Origin of the sequence: Streptomyces sp. NPDC096046 (assembly GCF_040303285.1) — a bacterium.
GTDB lineage: Bacteria > Actinomycetota > Actinomycetes > Streptomycetales > Streptomycetaceae > Streptomyces.
The window spans coordinates 32,823-47,663 of record NZ_JBEOSZ010000044.1; the positions used below are offsets into that span (position 1 = coordinate 32,823).

General features: G+C 71.6%; 13 protein-coding genes. 7 read left to right on the forward strand and 6 right to left on the reverse strand.

The window, feature by feature from the left end:
- Positions 1–208 precede the first annotated feature (208 nt).
- Positions 209–1,126, reverse strand: coding sequence for a MurR/RpiR family transcriptional regulator (locus ABTX62_RS29505; protein ID WP_352119027.1), 918 nt, complete (start codon positions 1,124–1,126; stop codon positions 209–211).
- 154 nt (positions 1,127–1,280) lie between these two features.
- Between ABTX62_RS29505 and ABTX62_RS29510 the strand changes: the two genes are divergently transcribed.
- Entirely contained in the window at positions 1,281–1,442 is a 162-nt protein-coding gene (locus tag ABTX62_RS29510) for a hypothetical protein (protein ID WP_352119028.1), read from the forward strand.
- Positions 1,443–1,495: 53 nt separating this feature from the next.
- Positions 1,496–1,897, forward strand: coding sequence for a DUF3662 domain-containing protein (locus ABTX62_RS29515; RefSeq protein ID WP_352119029.1), 402 nt, complete (start codon positions 1,496–1,498; stop codon positions 1,895–1,897).
- 20 nt (positions 1,898–1,917) lie between these two features.
- Here ABTX62_RS29515 and ABTX62_RS29520 read toward each other — a convergent pair whose 3' ends face one another.
- The 3 genes from ABTX62_RS29520 to ABTX62_RS29530 all read right to left on the reverse strand — a co-directional run bounded on the left by ABTX62_RS29520 (position 1,918) and on the right by ABTX62_RS29530 (position 6,660).
- Positions 1,918–3,582 carry a phospholipid carrier-dependent glycosyltransferase gene (locus ABTX62_RS29520; RefSeq protein WP_502998031.1) on the reverse strand — a complete coding sequence of 555 codons (1,665 nt, stop codon included), beginning with the start codon at positions 3,580–3,582 and terminating at the stop codon, positions 1,918–1,920.
- 36 nt (positions 3,583–3,618) lie between these two features.
- Positions 3,619–5,541 carry a phosphatase PAP2 family protein gene (locus ABTX62_RS29525; protein WP_352119030.1) on the reverse strand — a complete coding sequence of 641 codons (1,923 nt, stop codon included), beginning with the start codon at positions 5,539–5,541 and terminating at the stop codon, positions 3,619–3,621.
- A gap of 219 nt (positions 5,542–5,760) precedes the next feature.
- Complete coding sequence (locus ABTX62_RS29530; RefSeq protein WP_352119031.1) at positions 5,761–6,660, reverse strand: N-acetylglucosamine kinase; 900 nt, start codon at positions 6,658–6,660, stop codon at positions 5,761–5,763.
- Between the two features lie 241 nt (positions 6,661–6,901).
- Here ABTX62_RS29530 and ABTX62_RS29535 point away from each other — a divergent pair, with 241 nt between their 5' ends.
- The 5 genes from ABTX62_RS29535 to ABTX62_RS29555 all read left to right on the forward strand — a co-directional run bounded on the left by ABTX62_RS29535 (position 6,902) and on the right by ABTX62_RS29555 (position 13,439).
- Positions 6,902–8,023: an ROK family protein gene (locus ABTX62_RS29535; RefSeq protein WP_352119032.1), complete on the forward strand. Its 1,122-nt coding sequence runs from the start codon at positions 6,902–6,904 to the stop codon at positions 8,021–8,023.
- A 274-nt stretch (positions 8,024–8,297) separates the two neighbouring features.
- Complete coding sequence (locus ABTX62_RS29540; RefSeq protein WP_352119033.1) at positions 8,298–9,623, forward strand: ABC transporter substrate-binding protein; 1,326 nt, start codon at positions 8,298–8,300, stop codon at positions 9,621–9,623.
- A gap of 122 nt (positions 9,624–9,745) precedes the next feature.
- Positions 9,746–10,657, forward strand: a complete 912-nt coding sequence (locus ABTX62_RS29545; RefSeq protein WP_352119034.1) for a carbohydrate ABC transporter permease — start codon at positions 9,746–9,748, stop codon at positions 10,655–10,657.
- Positions 10,654–11,556, forward strand: coding sequence for a carbohydrate ABC transporter permease (locus ABTX62_RS29550; RefSeq protein WP_352119035.1), 903 nt, complete (start codon positions 10,654–10,656; stop codon positions 11,554–11,556). The genes ABTX62_RS29545 and ABTX62_RS29550 overlap by 4 nt, the downstream gene beginning before the upstream one ends.
- A gap of 47 nt (positions 11,557–11,603) precedes the next feature.
- Positions 11,604–13,439, forward strand: a complete 1,836-nt coding sequence (locus ABTX62_RS29555) for a hypothetical protein (protein WP_352119036.1) — start codon at positions 11,604–11,606, stop codon at positions 13,437–13,439.
- Between the two features lie 7 nt (positions 13,440–13,446).
- On the opposite strand, the gene ABTX62_RS29560 is transcribed toward ABTX62_RS29555, so the two are convergent.
- On the reverse strand, positions 13,447–13,956 hold the full coding sequence (locus ABTX62_RS29560) for a GNAT family N-acetyltransferase (RefSeq protein ID WP_352119037.1): 510 nt from the start codon (positions 13,954–13,956) through the stop codon (positions 13,447–13,449).
- A gap of 7 nt (positions 13,957–13,963) precedes the next feature.
- Complete coding sequence (locus ABTX62_RS29565; RefSeq protein WP_352119038.1) at positions 13,964–14,641, reverse strand: nucleoside/nucleotide kinase family protein; 678 nt, start codon at positions 14,639–14,641, stop codon at positions 13,964–13,966.
- Positions 14,642–14,841 lie beyond the last annotated feature (200 nt).

Below are 14,841 nucleotides of genomic sequence, written 5' to 3' on the forward strand. Positions count from 1 at the left end.
CCGGCCTAGGGGATGACCGGGGCCGCCACGAACACCCGGGACGCCGGAGTGGGTAGGACCCGGCTCCACGGGTGCGGAACGGATCCGGGACGACCGGGTCGCGATCCGTGAGCAGTATTTATATATGCCAATCGGTTTGCAAGGAGCATGAAAACATTCATGCGCGCTTTGTTGCGTATGGTCCCCTGTGGGATCGGCGGCGTGCCCCTCAGTCCCGGAGGAAGAACTGGTGCTGGTCGGCGACCTGCTCGTACTCCTCCAGCCGGGCCTGCGTCCGCTCCGGATCCGCGTCCGTCATGGCCTGCAGCAGCGCCGAGCACATCACGCCCGGAGCCGCGTAGGAGTCGAAGACCAGTCGCGAACCGGTTCCCAGGGCGAAGACGACGTCCGCCTCGTCCGCGAGCGGCCCGAGCGCCAGGTCGGTGATCAAGGCCACCTTGAGCCCGGCGCCCCGCGCGACCCGCACGGCCGTCAGGGTCTCCTGGGCGTGCCGGGGCATGGAGAACGCCAGCACCCATGTACCGCCCGCCTCACGCGATTGCAGCAGCGCGTCGTAGGCGACGCTGCCGCCCCGCGTCACCAGCCGGACGTCCGGATGGATCCGGCGGGCGGCGTAGGCGAAGTACTCCGCCAGGGAAACGGAGATGCGCAGGCCGAGGACCGTCAGGGGGGCCGACGAGGAGAGCTTGCGGCCGACGTCGATGACCACGTTCGGGTCGGCGAGGTCGCGCCGCAGATTCTCCAGGTTCTCCATCTCGGCGTCGACGGCCGCCTGCAGTTCGTTGCCCCGGTTCTCGTCGGCCGCACCGACGGCGAGGGTGCCCAGCGCGATCGACTGGAGCTTCTCCCGCAGTGCCGGGTATCCACTGAAGCCGACCGCCGAGGCGAACCGCGTCACCGAGGGCTGGCTGACACCGACCCGGTCCGCGAGATCCGTGATCGACAGGAACGCCGCCTCGGTGATGTGCTCGATCAGGTACTGCGCGATACGCCGCTGCCCGGGGGACAGCCGGGGCCGGTCGAACAGGGCCCGGAGCTGGGCGGACGGGGAGACCTCCGCTTCGGGGGCGGCCTTCCCCGAGGTGATCGCGGATGCCTGTGCGCGTGCCTGCTGCGGCGATGGCACCGGTGCGCCTCCTTCGTCTCCCACGGACGTTCAACATAGCTCACGGACCGTGGTGACCAGGGCTTCTTCCGGGCGCATGAGCCGCCCCGCACGGGGTTACCCGTACGCCGGGCGGGAACCCGCCGCCGCACACGATCACGAGAGGAGTCACCGAATGACCGTCCCCGAGGAGAACCGTCCCAAGACGGAGACCACCGACGAGCTGCTGGAACACCGCGACGAGGACCGTTCCCGGGCGCAGGGCGGGACCGGCCGCACGATGCGCGAGGCCCTGGAGGAGGCCGAGGTCCGCCCTGGTGACTACGACGACCGGTAGGGCATCCCCGGCATCCCGATCCGACCGACGACGTTTCCGGCAGGAGAGACGGCATGGGTGCGCTGAGCGCGCTGGAACAGGCCCTGGAGAACCGATGGGACGCGCTGTGGGCGCGGCTCGTGGACAAGGAACCGGTCGAGATCCTCGGCGCGCTGCGACGCGAGTGCGACGACAACGCCGTCGTGTGCGGTGAGGGCCGCGTCATGGTCCCCAACGCCTACGACGTGGAACTGCCCGACGACGTGCACGACTGCCTGACCCGCGCCGGCACGGACGTGGGTCAGGTCCTCACCGACAGCCTGTCCCGCCACGCCGAACGCCGCGGCTACGAGTTCGCCGGGCCGCTGGCGGTCCACGTGGCGAGGTGCGCCGACGTGCCCAACGGCCGTTACCGGGTGGCAGGCCGGGTCATGCGGTATGTCAGCGCGGACGGGTTCTTCCACGCGACCCACTGATCCACGCGTTCCTCGCGCACTCACCGGCGATAGACCGTGATCGAGTGCCCGACGTCGTCGACGGGGCGGCTGCCGCGGAGCAACCCGGCCAGCCGTCCCGTGGCCTTCGCGGCGGCGGAATCGGACACGACCAGCAGCCCCCGCACCTCACGCGCCGGCACCCGCAGGGGGTCCGAGGCGCGGATGCCGTAGAAGGACGGCACCCCGCTGCCCTTGTACACGAGCCAGACCCGCTCACCCGGGTACCGGTCGCGGAGCCGTTCCGCGAGCCGCCCCAGATCCTGCCCCCAGTCCACGTTCGAGTCGTGCAACCACTCCCGGGTCCTGCCCGGCCCCCCGAACGCCTCGTTGGAGTACGGCAGATAGTAGGGGTACGCCCGCACCGAACTGACGGCGGCGAACGCCACCAGCACGGCCACTCCCACGGACACCCACCGCCGTCGCACCACCAGCGCGCAGCCCGCAGCGACCGCCAGGAACAGCGGCAGGAACACGGCGTACCGGGTCCCCAGGTCCCGCGCCGCCTGCATGGCCGCCACCAGCAGCACCAGCGGAGCCGCCAGCACGTACGGTGCGGCGGGCCGCAGCCGCCGGACCGCGACGACGGCTCCGACGCCCCCGGCCCACAGCGCGAGCACCCCCAGCGGGGTCTTCACCAGCAGCGCGGCCGGCAGGTAGTACCAGAGTGAGCCGTCGTAGCGCCGCCCGAACAGAAAGCCCTGCCAGGGCCGGTTCTCCAGACCGAACTGCACGCGCATCCCGTCGCGGTAGGCCTCCGGAAACGGCATCGATCCGACCAGCAGTCCCCGCAGTCCGCGCACCACCGGCACATGCTGCTCCGGAGTCCAGCGCAACCGCGGATCGACCACCAGATACGTGGCCCACACGAGCGCGATCGCGGCCAGGGCCACCAGGCCCGCGGCGGCGACCGCCCGCGGAAGTCGCCGGCCTCCCGCGGACGCGTGCCACGCCGACACCCCGGCGAGCACCATCAGCACCGGCACAGCGGGCAACGCACTCATCTTCGTGGCCAGCGCGGCACCCAACGCCACTCCCGCGAGCGGCACATACAGCCGTGGCCTCCGGCGCGCCCGCCACAGCAGCCACGCCGACGTCAGGACGAACCCGGCGGCCGGCACGTCCAGCGTGGCGAGCGAGCCGTGGGCGATGACGTCGGGGGAGAAGCAGTACAGCGCCAGTGCGGCAGACCCCCCGGCGAGCCCGGCCAGTTCCCGGGCGAAGGCGAACACCACCAGCCCGAACGACAGAGTCAGCGCGATCACCGGAAGGCGGGCCCACAGCATCAGCCGCCAGGGGTCGTTGCCCGACTCGTACAGCAGCCGCCGGCCCGCCTCCCCCTGGTCCCCCGCGACATCAGGGCCGGCCTTCGGATCCGCGAGGGCGACGCCCGCGCCGATGACCAGCTTGCCCAGCGGGGGATGCTCGGGGTTGTGTCGCAGCCGGTGTTCGCGCACGTACTGCGCGGCGGCGCCCACGTACACCGGTTCGTCGATCGTCGGGGTCTGCCGCACGGCGGTCGTGACCATCGCGAAGGCCATCTGGGCGAGCAGCAGGGCCACCAGGAGCGGCACCGGCCACCGTCCGGCGGGCCGGCGCGCGGGGCGGGCAGGGGGTGAGGGCGACACGGGCCGGGGAACGGCGGGAGCGATCCAGAGGTCCCTCATGGACCCACTCTGCATCAGCCCCCGCCGTGGAAAGCGCTACCGCCTCACGAGTCGTACCGACAGACCGTCAGCGGTGTGGACGGGCACGGCCCGCAGCGTCCGCGAGTCCAGCTCCACACGGTCGAACCGGCCGCGCACCCGCGAAGCGGACAGCACCGGGACGGTGGTCCCCACGACCGGCGGCCGCTCGGCGTCCAGCCGCAGCGACAGCACACTGCCCCGGCCCAGCAGGACCCGCCGGCCCACCCTGAGCGCCGGGCCGTGGTTCCGGCGCAGCGGCAACTCCAGCGTGGACTCGCACTCCTGGACGTACGAGCCGCGCACCCGCAGTACCTTGTCCGCGCGCAGGGTGCCGCCCGTGACCCGGACGTCGCCCTCTCCCAGGGCGTTCGGCGAGGCGGCGACCAGTGTGCCGGCCTCGACGGCGGTCCCGCCGCGGTAGCGGTTGTGGCCCGCGAGCGTGAGCGTGCCCGTGCCGCGCTTGGTCAGCCCGCCGTCTCCCTCGATGTCGTTGCGCCAGCTGTCGGCCGCGTGGAAGCCCCCGGCCGCCGCGTCCAGCGTCACGATGACGTCCCGGTCGAAGGCGCCGTAACCGTCCGCCGCGGCGAACAGGTTGAGCCGGCCCCACTGCTCGAAGCCGTCCAGCAGGACGTACCCGGAGGGCAGCGCGGTCGTCCGCAGCACCTCGCGCCGCTGGGCCGCGGTCAGGTACGGCAGCCGTGTCTCCAGCAGCACCTCCGCGCCCTGGGGCACGGTGGTGAGCGGGTCCTTGCGGCCGCGGCGCGGCAGGACGTACGTCAACCGGGACTCGACCGCACGGGCGTTGGCCTCGCGGTCGGCGTAGGCGTCCCCGGCGCCCGGGTGGGCGTGGTCGTACAGCGTGTCCGCCGTCGTACCGGTCCGCTGCGTGAAATAGGCGAGGGCCTGGGCGCGGGCCGCGGCCTTGAGCTCCGCGTTCGCCGGGTCCGCCAGCGCCGCGGCGGTCAGGGCGGTGGCCATGATCCGGCCGCCGATGACGTCGACGGTGGAGTGCATGCCCGCCATGATCCGGGTGTGGCTGAGCTCGAACGCCCGCGTCACGAGCTCCTGGAACCGCTCGGGCACCGCGTACGCCAGGGCCAGACCGGCCAGGTGGAAGGCGTTGGTGTGGCCGCTGGGGAAACCGCCGTCCTCCGCCGCGTTCTCGGAGCGCTGGCGCAGCAACTGCGGGGCGACGACCACGTCCGAGTCGTACACCGGGTAGCCGAGGGCGTCCTTCCTGCCGGTGTCGACGACCTCGCTGTCCTCGTTCATCCGCCACGGGCGCGGGTACTGGAAGGTGTACTTGGCCGGGTTGCTCGAGGCGAACGGCCCGCGCACGGTGTCCACCAGCCTGGCCACCCGGCCGAGGTCCGAGTCGTACGAGCCGGCCCCGAGCGCGGACCCGGCCGGGGCGTCGGCGGGCAGGGTGTCGCTGATCTTCCCGGGGGGCGTGCCGTCCGGGGCGGTGGTGATCGACGTGACCGCCTTGGCGCCCGCCTTGTACAGCCCGGCCAGCGGGCCGAGACCGCCGATCATGGCGTAGCTCTGGTGCTGACGGTCGTAGAGGAAGGCCTCCTTCGCCTGCGCCTCGGTGCGGGCCTGGGTGATGCGGGCGCAGTAGCGCATGTTGGCGCGCAGCACCTCGCGGTCCAGGACCCGGCCGGTGTCCCAGGCGTCGCCGGTCTTCCACACCTTCGCCATGCCGCCCAGGATCCGGACGACGGCGTTGGTCTCGGGGCTCTGGTTCGTGACGACGTTCGACTTGTAGTCGTCGACGAACGCGGCGAAGCCCGTGGCGGCCTTGGCGTCCGCCGCGCCGAGCCACGACACGGCGGTGGGTGCGGCGAGCAGGCCCGCCGAGGCGCCGAGGGAGGTCCTGAGGAAGCCCCGCCTGTCGACGGTGGCGGCGGGGGAGCGGTGCCCGGCTGATGACGGCATGGGTGTGCCTCTCTGCGATTCTGCGAGGAAGGTGTCATGGCGTGGAGCGACGGAGCTTCGGCCGTGCGGCCGGGTGGTGCTGCATGTGCTGCTTTTGGTGCGTCCGGTGGTTTCTGTGGCACCTGTTGCGTACGAGCGAAGATCTACGGCCGTGCGGTGGCCCTTCGGCGAGGGTTCGGCCACCAGGCCGTGTCCGGATGGTGAACGGCGGCGGCCGGCTCACAGAAGCGAACGGGCCAGGGCCAGCGCGCCCTCGACCGGCGGCACGCGCAACGGCTGCGGCCGGGCCCCGGGCAGGGACTCGGCGAGCGCGGCGGTGAACGCCTCGTACAGGGCGGGCTGGGCGAGCACGGTGCCGCCCGCCACCACCACGTCGTCCACCCGGACGCCGCGTGCGGCCAGCCGTACGACCAGCCCGGCGAGCGCCCGTCCGCCCTCGGCGATCACGGCCCGGGCGAGCGGTGAGCCCGCCGCTGCGGCGGCGAACACGGCGGGGGAGCGGCGGCCCCACTCCGCGGACACGTCCGCGGCGGCCTCCAGGGCGGCTCCGAGCGCGGGCACCTCGGCCACCCCGAACGCGGCGACCAGCCCGGTCGCCAGGGCGTCGGACTCCTCCCCGCGGTCGTGTGCGGCCCAGACGGCCCGTGCGGCCTCGCGGACCAGGCCGGCCGCGCCGCCCTCGTCGCCGAGTACCGCGCCCCAGCCGCCGACCTGGACCGGAGCACCGTCGGACCGTCGCCCCACGGCGACCGAACCGGTGCCGGCGACCAGGCCGACGCCCTGGTCCAGCCCCGCGGCGGGGACGAGCAGCTCGGCGTCGCCCACGACCAGGGCGGGGACCCCCAGCCTGTCCTGAAGCGCGGCCCGGATCCCCGCGCACTGGCGTGGTGTCTCACAGGCGTGGCCGCCCACGGCGAGCGCGGACGGCCGTACGCCGGGAGGCAGGGCGTCGGTGAGCAGAGCGGCCAGCCAGTCGGCGGCGGCCCCGGAGTCGTGCGGCCGCCATCCGTTACTGCTGCGGACGCGGTCGACGAGGTCCTCGCCGTCCGCGAAGGCGCGCAGATGCGTCTTGGTGCCGCCCACGTCTATACCGACCGCGTAAGGCGTGGAGTCCTGCACGGGTCCTCTTTCGTCGTTGCGCGGACACGGCGAGCGGCAGGCGAACCACCCGTCGGACCACGGCAGTTGAAGAGGTCGGGAAGCCCCGGGACGGGCTTCTGTCGAACACGGCAGGCGAGTACCGTGAAGTTCGTTAGGAAGTTAACTAACGAAGTAGGGTGCGCGTCAAGAGGCACGGAATTCCCGGTGCCGCGCGACCTTCGCGGCCGCCTGCTCGGCCGCAGCACGACCTGGGGAGACCATGCACCTGAGTGAGAGTGCCCGTGTGGTGTTCGACGTACTGGCGGGGACGGGGACGGCCACCCGCCCCCAGCTGGCGGCCGGTGCGGGTCTTTCCAAGCCGACCGTCTCCACCGCCGTGGCCGAGCTCGAGGCCGCTGAGCTCGCCGCTCACTCCGGGCGGGCCTCCGGCGGCACCGGCCGCAGCGCCGCCGTCTACCGGCTCGGCCCGGCCGCCGGGGCCGTGCTCGCGGTCGATCTGGGGCCCGCCAAGACGCGGGTGCGCGGGTGCGCGCTGGACGGCACGCTGCTCGCCGAGGGCACCGGATCCCGATCCGAGGCGGCGGGCACCGTCGCCGGGGTGCTCGACGCGCTGCCCGCCGGGGCCCCGCTGCGGGCCGTCGTCGTGGCCGTCGGCGACGTCACCACCCGGGACGACGAGGGTGCCGGGGAGCGCCCCGCGACCGCCAAGGCCGGCCCGGCCTTCGACGCCATGGCCGTCGCACTGCCCGAGGGTGTGCCCGTCCACCTGGAGAACAACGTCAACTGCGCCGCCCTCGCCGAACTGCACGAAGGCGCCGCCGTCGGCCGTGACACCTTCGGCTACCTGCGCATCGGCGTCGGCATCGGTCTCGCCGTCGTCATCGGCGGCCGGGTGCTGCGGGGGGCGAACGGCGCCGCCGGTGAGGTGGCCCGCCTGCCCTACCCCTGGGACGAGAGCCGCGCCCCGCGCCATGAGGGCCTGGAGCAGCGCATGGGCTCGCGCACGCTGCTGCGCCGGGCGGCCGATGCCTGGCAGGAGGCCGACGGGCCCCGCCCGCGCACCGCCGAGCGGCTCCTCGCCCTGGCCGGGCAGGGGCACGCCATGGCCCGGTCGGTGGTCGACGCGCACGCCGCCGACGTGGGCCGGCTGGCCGCCGCCGTCGCCGCCGTGCTGGACCCCGGCCTGATCGTCCTCGGCGGTGACACCGGCGCGGACCCGCAGCTCCTGCCGGGAGTGCGGGCCGAGCTGGCCCGCCTGAGCTGGCCCACCGAGGTGGTCAGCAGTGTGGTGGGCGACACCGGCACCGTGGCGGGCGCCGGCAGGCTCGCCGTCGCCCATGGAATTCAAACCGTGACCGGAGCTGTGCGGGCGAAGCATTGACGGCTGCGCCATCGGTCTGCCAATGTCCGGACAAGCGCTTTCTGAGTTGGCCGGGACGCCGACTCCGGGTGAGCCTCCCGCTCGTACGCGAAGTACGGCAGCCGCACGAGGGCGTGCTTGTGCGACGTCGGCCGTCATGGCCGGGGACCCCACCCGTCAGGACGACGCGGCCGGGCGAGGCCGTGCCCCCGGAAAGCGAAATCTCCCGCGAAACGCACCTGTGCCGCCTCGGCTGGCGCCGTGCTTCTTCCGCTACGACGAAAAGGGATTGAAGATGACCAGTCTGGGTGTGCGGCGCTCGCGCCGGCTCGGCCGCGGCGGCATACGCCGCGTTGTTCCCCTCGCTGCCGTGGCAACGGCAGGTGCCCTCCTGCTCTCCGCCTGTGGTGGGTCGGACTCCGGCTCGGGTGGGACCTCCAAGTCGCTGACGTTCTGGATCTCCACGGTTCCGGGGCAGGACGCGGGCTGGAAGAAGATGGTGGCGCAGTACAAGAAGGAAACCGGCGTCACGGTCAAGCTCGTCAACATCCCCTATGACGGCTACGACGCGAAGCTGCGCAACGCCGCGCAGGCGAACTCCCTGCCCGACGTGGCGGCCGTGCCGAAGCTGGACCCGATCTGGGCGAACAAGCTGATCGACCTCGGCTCCATCGCCAACAACAAGAACAACAAGATCAACAAGAACTTCATCGCCAAGGACTCGTCCGGGAAGGTGCTGTCCATCCCCTCGGACGTCACCGCGTCCGGCCTGTTCATCAACAAGTCGCTCTTCGAGAAGGCCGGCGTCTCCTTCCCGTCCTCGCCCCAGAAGACCTGGACCTGGACCGAATTCGTCAAGGCGGCGGACAAGGTCCGGGAGAAGACCGGCGCCAAGTACTCCCTCACGTTCGACCAGTCGCCCTCCCGGCTCCGCGCCATGGTGTACGAGCTCGGAGGGAAGTACGTCCACGCGGACTCCTCCGGCACGTTCTCGGTGGACGCCGCGACCAAGAAGGCCGTGAAGCGCTTCGTCGAGATGAACGACGACAAGACCATGCCGAAGTCGGTGTGGACCAGCGGCGCCGACCCGTCGGCCATGTTCCAGAGCGGTGACGTGGTCGCCTACTGGTCCGGCGTGTGGCAGGTTCCCGCCTTCGCGGAGAGCATCAAGAAGTTCGAGTGGGCGAGCGTCCCGACGCCCGCCGAGCCGGTGCAGGCCAGCGACGTCAACAGCGGCGGCATGACGGTGGGCTTCAACAACAACGGTGACGCGGCCGCCGCCGCGACGAAGTTCCTGTCCTGGCTGTACGAGCCGGCCCACTACCAGGCGCTGTGCGAGGCGTCCGGGTTCCTGCCCGTCGAGAGCGGCCTGAACCCGAAGTACCCCTTCAAGTCCGAGGCGGCGCAGGCGGCGTTCAAGCTGTACAACGAGTCGATCCCGCTGTACGCCCCGATCTCCGGCTACTTCAACACCGCGCAGACGAACTGGGTGCTGAAGGGCAAGAGCCTCACCGAGGACCCGACCAAGACGGAGCTCGGCAAGGCGATCAACGGCCAGCAGTCGGTCGACAAGGCGCTGGACAACATCGTGGCCGGCTACAACCAGCAGGTCGGCGGCTGAGCGCAGGCCGACAGGCCCGGGCGGCGGGTCGAGACACCGCCGCCCGGCCTCGGGACCCACGCGATGCCGGGCTCATGGCCTGAGCCCACAGGAACCCATTCCACCAGCACGGAGTCAGGAAGATGACAAAACGCGCCCCGGACGTGTCCGCGAGCCCGCCCAGGAGACGCAGCAAGTACACCGTCGCGCCGCTCGTCCTCATCGCGGCCAACGTCGTGCTCTTCGCGCTGTTCTTCGTCTGGCCGGCGGTGATCGGGTTCGTCTACTCCTTCACGAACTACACGGGCGTGGGGGCGTTCCAGTTCATCGGACTGGACAACTACCAGCACTTGTTCGGGGACTCCACCTTCTTCGACGCGCTGACCCGGACGCTGCTGTACACCGTGCTCTTCGTCCCGCTGAACTTCGTGTTCTCGCTGCTCATCGCCAACGTGCTGGTGAGCAGGCACGCCAAGGGGGTGTCGGTCGCCCGCGTCTTCTTCTTCATCCCGTGGCTTCTGTCGCCCATCGTCGTGGGTGTCCTGTGGCGGTGGCTGTTCGGTGAGAACTTCGGACTGGTCAACTACCTCATCGAGAAGCTCGGCGGAAGTGCCGTTCCGTGGCAGTCGAACGCGGACCTGTCGCTGCTGGTGGTGGTGGTGGCGGCGTCCTGGGCCTGGACGGGCTTCTCGATGCTGCTGTTCATCGCGGCGATCAAGAACGTACCGGTGTCGTACTACGAGGCGGCATCGCTCGACGGCGCCGGTCCGTGGCGCCAGTTCGTCAGCATCACCCTGCCGAGCATCGCGCCCACTTCCTTCATCGTCATCCTGCTGAACACGATCCACGCGATGAAGGAATATCCGCTGTTCGCCGCCCTCAACAACGGCGGACCCGGAACGTCGAACAACCTGCTTGTTCAGTACATCTACCAGACCGGCTTCAAATCGGGCCAGATCGGCTACGCGAGCGCCGCGTCGTTCGTCCTCATGCTCATCCTGATGGCCGTCGCGATCATCCAGCTGGTCGTCAACCGGCGGGTGGAGAACCGATGACAACCACAGACATGCCACGCCCCGTCGACACCAAGGCCGGACGGGCTGTCGGCAAGAAGCGGCCCCGCGGCACGGCCGGCGGCGGGCTTCGGCGCGCGGTGCCCGCGACGACACTGCTGTGGGTCCTGGCGGCCCTCTACGGGCTGCCGGTGCTGTGGTTCGTCCTCAGCTCCTTCAAACCGGCGGGAGACCTGTTCTCCCTTCCGCTGACGCTGCTTCCGCACGACCCCACCCTGTCGGGTTACAAGGCGGCGTGGGACAGCGCCAACTTCTCCGGATACTTCGTCAACACGGCCATCGTGTGTGTGATCGCGACGATCCTCACGGTGGGAGTCAGCTGCTGCACCGGGTACGCGCTGGCCAAGTACGACAACAGGTGGCTCAAGGTCTTCTTCGTGGGCATTCTGGCCACCACGATGCTGCCCTCCGAGGTCATGCTCGCCCCGCAGTTCCTGGTGGTCCGTGACCTCGGCCTCTACAACTCGCTCGCCGGCATCATCCTTCCGGCCGTGCTCACCGCGACCGGGTGCTTCATGTTCCGCCAGTTCTTCCTGACGGTCCCCGACGAGCTCATCGAGGCCGCTCGCATCGACGGTGCCCGCGAACTGTCGATCTTCCTGCGGATCATGGTGCCGATCTCCCGGCCCATCATGCTGACGCTCGCCATCCTGTCGTTCCAGTGGCGGTGGAACGACTACATCTGGCCGCTGCTGATGCTCAACGACCCCGACAAGTTCACCGTGCAGATCGGCATCCAGAGCCTCGTCGGGGCGCAGAACATCAACTGGTCGGTGGTGCTCGGCGGATCGGTCATCTCCATGATCCCGCTGATCGTCGTCTTCCTGGTGTTCCAGCGTTACGTCATGAACGCCGACATCAACGCCGGACTGAAGGACTGACCGTGCCCGCGGCATGGCCGTCCCAGGCATGAAGGGCTGATCCACCCGTGCACCTCCCTCACCAGCGCGGCCCGTTGCACGACCTCCCGGACACCCCGGAGGCGTACGACGCCGTCCTCGCCGACGTCACCGAGCAGGCCTTGGCCCGCATGACGCCGGAGGGCAACCTCGAGCACCCCGACTGCGTCGACGACATCGGCGATACGTCCCTCGGCATCACCTCCCTGCTGGCCCTGGCCTGGCAGCGCGGCAAGGACGCCCGGCTGCCGGACGCGGTGCGCCGCAGCCTCGCCTTCCACCTGGACGAACGGGTCTACACCGAGGACAACCCCGGCTACCCCAATCTGCGGGTGCGCGACTCCGGCCTGCCGTACGCCCGTTACACCCTGGCATCCGGCGCCCACCCCATCGGTGACTGGCCGAGCACGGTGTGGGCGCTGCTTCAGGCGGTCAACGTCCTGGACACCGCCGACGGCCTCGTCGACGAGTGGCAGCGCACCCGGCTCGTCGAGGTGGCGCACGGCTACTGGCGCTGGCTGACGGAGGCCACGTTCTTCAACCCGCAGGAGGCCGGCAACCAGGCGATCGGCTGTGTCGTCGCCGGCCTGATGCTGGCCCGGCACCTGCCCTCCCCGCAGGACGGCGACTCGGTGCGGCGCGAGGCCCTGCGGCTGTACGAGGACGAGATCCGCGCCCACCGGGTCGCCGACCGGGGCGCGCTGCTGCCGTCCGAGCACGGCGGTGCCTATGACAACAACTACGGTCCGATCTCCCTGTCCTTCCTGGCCCAGGCCCACCGGGTCAGCGGTGAGGAGAAGTTCGCCGAGGACGGCGAGGCGCTCGCCCGCTACCTCGACGCCCGCCTCACCTGCGGCGGCTTCGACAACGGCGGCCCCCGCTACAGCGAGCAGCACTCCGCGTTCGAATCGGTGCTGGGCCTGCGCTACTTCGGCGCCCGCATCGGCTCCGACCTGGGCCGTTACCGGGGCGACAGCCGCTGGGCCCGGCACGCCCGCAAGGATGACGGCGGCGTCGACGGCCACTTCGCGTGGATGCTGGTCTGGCAGATCCAGGACACCACGCGCTGGCACCGCACCCCGTCGACGACGCCGGTCCGCCACCAACTGCGCGCGGGCACGGTGTCGGTGGCCTTCGACACCCGCATGACCCCCTCGCTGGTGGAGGCCGCGGGCGTCTACTACCTGCCCGCCGCCGTCCAGCGCCAGCACGGCTTCGGGCCGGTGACCGACGGGTTCCTGCTGAGCCGCCCGATGGGCGAGGTCCGCGTGCGGGACGTGGTGGCACAGGGCCTGAGGGCGAAGCTGGTCACGAAACCGGTGGTCGGCCGCGACCATGTCCTCCGCCATGTCCAGTCCCTGTACGTCACCGACGGCACAACCCTGTGGATGACGGTCGCGGTCGAACGCCTCCCCGGCACGCCGTACCTGCTGGCCGGTCTGCCCTACGCCGCCGACGACGGCGACCGGGTCCGCAGGACCGCCGAGCCCCGGGTGACATCGGCGGGGGATCTGCGCCTGACCCACCCCACCCCGGACGATCCGCACCACTTCGACGCCCGCGCGCCCGTCACCCAGGAACAGGCCGCCTTCGCGCTGGCCGCCGACCCCCGCGGTTACGGCAACCCCGACGAGGGCTGGAGCCACCTGGTCGCCTCGACGGCCCTGGAGGCGCAGCCGGCCCCCGGCGCCCCCGAGGACCTGCACGTCTTCGCCGTCCGCTACGGCCCGGGCGCCGACGCCTTCACGCCGGTCTTCGCGCGCGTCGGGACGGCCCTCCGGGTCCGCACCGAGGCGTTCACGGCGGTGATCGGCGAGGCCGCAGGCGACGCGAGCGGGGAACCGGAACTGACGCTGTCCGCCTGAGAACGGCTCACCCCTCGCCGGCCGGGTCCGCGACCCGCGGTGCCTGAGCGGCGAGTTCCCCGAGGGGCTCGCCGCTGAGCCGGCACACCTTCCACTCGTCCAGCAGTTCCACCCCGAGCGACGTGTAGAAGTCGATGGTCGGCGTGTTCCAGGCCAGGAACCACCACTCGAAGCGGTCGTAGCCGGTGCGCCGGCAGGTCGCGGCGAGGGCCGCGAGGAGGGCCTTGCCGTGCCCCGTGCCGCGCGCCTGCGGCCGTACGTAAAGGTCCTCCAGGTGCATGCCGCGCGTGCCCGTCCAGGTCGAGAAGCGCGGGAACCACAGGACGAAGCCCACGGTCCCACCCGTGTCGTCGTCCTCGGCGATGAGCGCGTGGGCGGCCGGATACGCACCGAACAGGGCCTCGCGCAGCTGCTCCTCGGTCGCCCGGGCCTGCTCGGCGGCCCTCTCGTAGGCGGCGAGTTCACGGATCATCGCCCGTATCTCGGGGATGTCGTCCGGGGTGGCGTGTCTGATCATGGCGAGATCATGCCTCGCCCCGCCCCGGCCACGCCTGCACGCGAGGCAGCGCCGGCTCCGGGACGACCAGGTCCGCCCGCCCCCGGGTCGCGGCCACCAGCTCGGCATTGCGCGCGTCCGAGCGGGACACCCAGGCCACCGCCTCCTCGTGCGTCTTGCCGAACCGCTCGTGCCGGGCGACCAGCCGGCGGGTGCGCTCGTGCTCGGGCGGCTCGCAGAACCACACCTCGTCGAGGAGGGGACGGACACGGCTCCAGGCGCCGGTGTCCAGGAGCAGGTAGTTGCCCTCGGTGATGACCAGACGGGCCGTCGCCGGCACCGGGATCGCGCCCGCGACCGGCTGCTCCAGGACACGTTCGAAGCCCGGGGCGTAGACGACGTCGTCGCCGGGCTCGTCGCGCAGCCGCCGCAGCAGGGCCGCGTAGCCGGCCGCGTCGAACGTGTCGGGGGCGCCCTTGCGGTCCCGGCGGCCGAGGCGCTCCAGTTCGGCGTCGGCGAGGTGGAAGCCGTCCATGGGGACGTGCGCGACCCAGGGGTCGCCGGTGCCGTTCAGCTCCCGCACCAGGTGCTCGGCGAGCGTCGACTTGCCGGAGCCGGGGCTGCCCGCGATACCGAGGATCGCGCGCCGGCCGCCCCGCGGGAGGGCCCGGGCGCGGTGAACGAGGTCGTCGAAGGTGAGCGGCACGGGGAGAGTCTGCCATCCGCCCCCGGACCGGAGCACCCAGCGTCCCGGGCGCCTTCGCCTCGCGGGCGTCCTTCGCGCCCCGGCCCCTCGCGTCCCCGGCATCCTCGCGTCCTGGGCGGCCTTCGTGTCGCGGGCGTCCTTGCGTTCCTGTGCCTTGGGCGCTCGGGCAGTGCGGCATCTTCGCGTCCTGGGCGGCCTTC

Bases quoted from the DNA above. Each gene is read 5' to 3' on its own strand.
- ABTX62_RS29510 (WP_352119028.1), top strand. From the start codon at position 1,281: ATGACCGTCCCCGAGGAGAACCGTCCCAAGACGGAGACCACCGACGAG.
- ABTX62_RS29515 (WP_352119029.1), top strand. From the start codon at position 1,496: ATGGGTGCGCTGAGCGCGCTGGAACAGGCCCTGGAGAACCGATGGGAC.
- ABTX62_RS29520 (WP_502998031.1), bottom strand. From the start codon at position 3,582: ATGAGGGACCTCTGGATCGCTCCCGCCGTTCCCCGGCCCGTGTCGCCC.
- ABTX62_RS29525 (WP_352119030.1), bottom strand. From the start codon at position 5,541: ATGCCGTCATCAGCCGGGCACCGCTCCCCCGCCGCCACCGTCGACAGG.
- ABTX62_RS29535 (WP_352119032.1), top strand. From the start codon at position 6,902: ATGCACCTGAGTGAGAGTGCCCGTGTGGTGTTCGACGTACTGGCGGGG.
- ABTX62_RS29540 (WP_352119033.1), top strand. From the start codon at position 8,298: ATGACCAGTCTGGGTGTGCGGCGCTCGCGCCGGCTCGGCCGCGGCGGC.
- ABTX62_RS29545 (WP_352119034.1), top strand. From the start codon at position 9,746: ATGACAAAACGCGCCCCGGACGTGTCCGCGAGCCCGCCCAGGAGACGC.
- ABTX62_RS29550 (WP_352119035.1), top strand. From the start codon at position 10,654: ATGACAACCACAGACATGCCACGCCCCGTCGACACCAAGGCCGGACGG.
- ABTX62_RS29560 (WP_352119037.1), bottom strand. From the start codon at position 13,956: ATGATCAGACACGCCACCCCGGACGACATCCCCGAGATACGGGCGATG.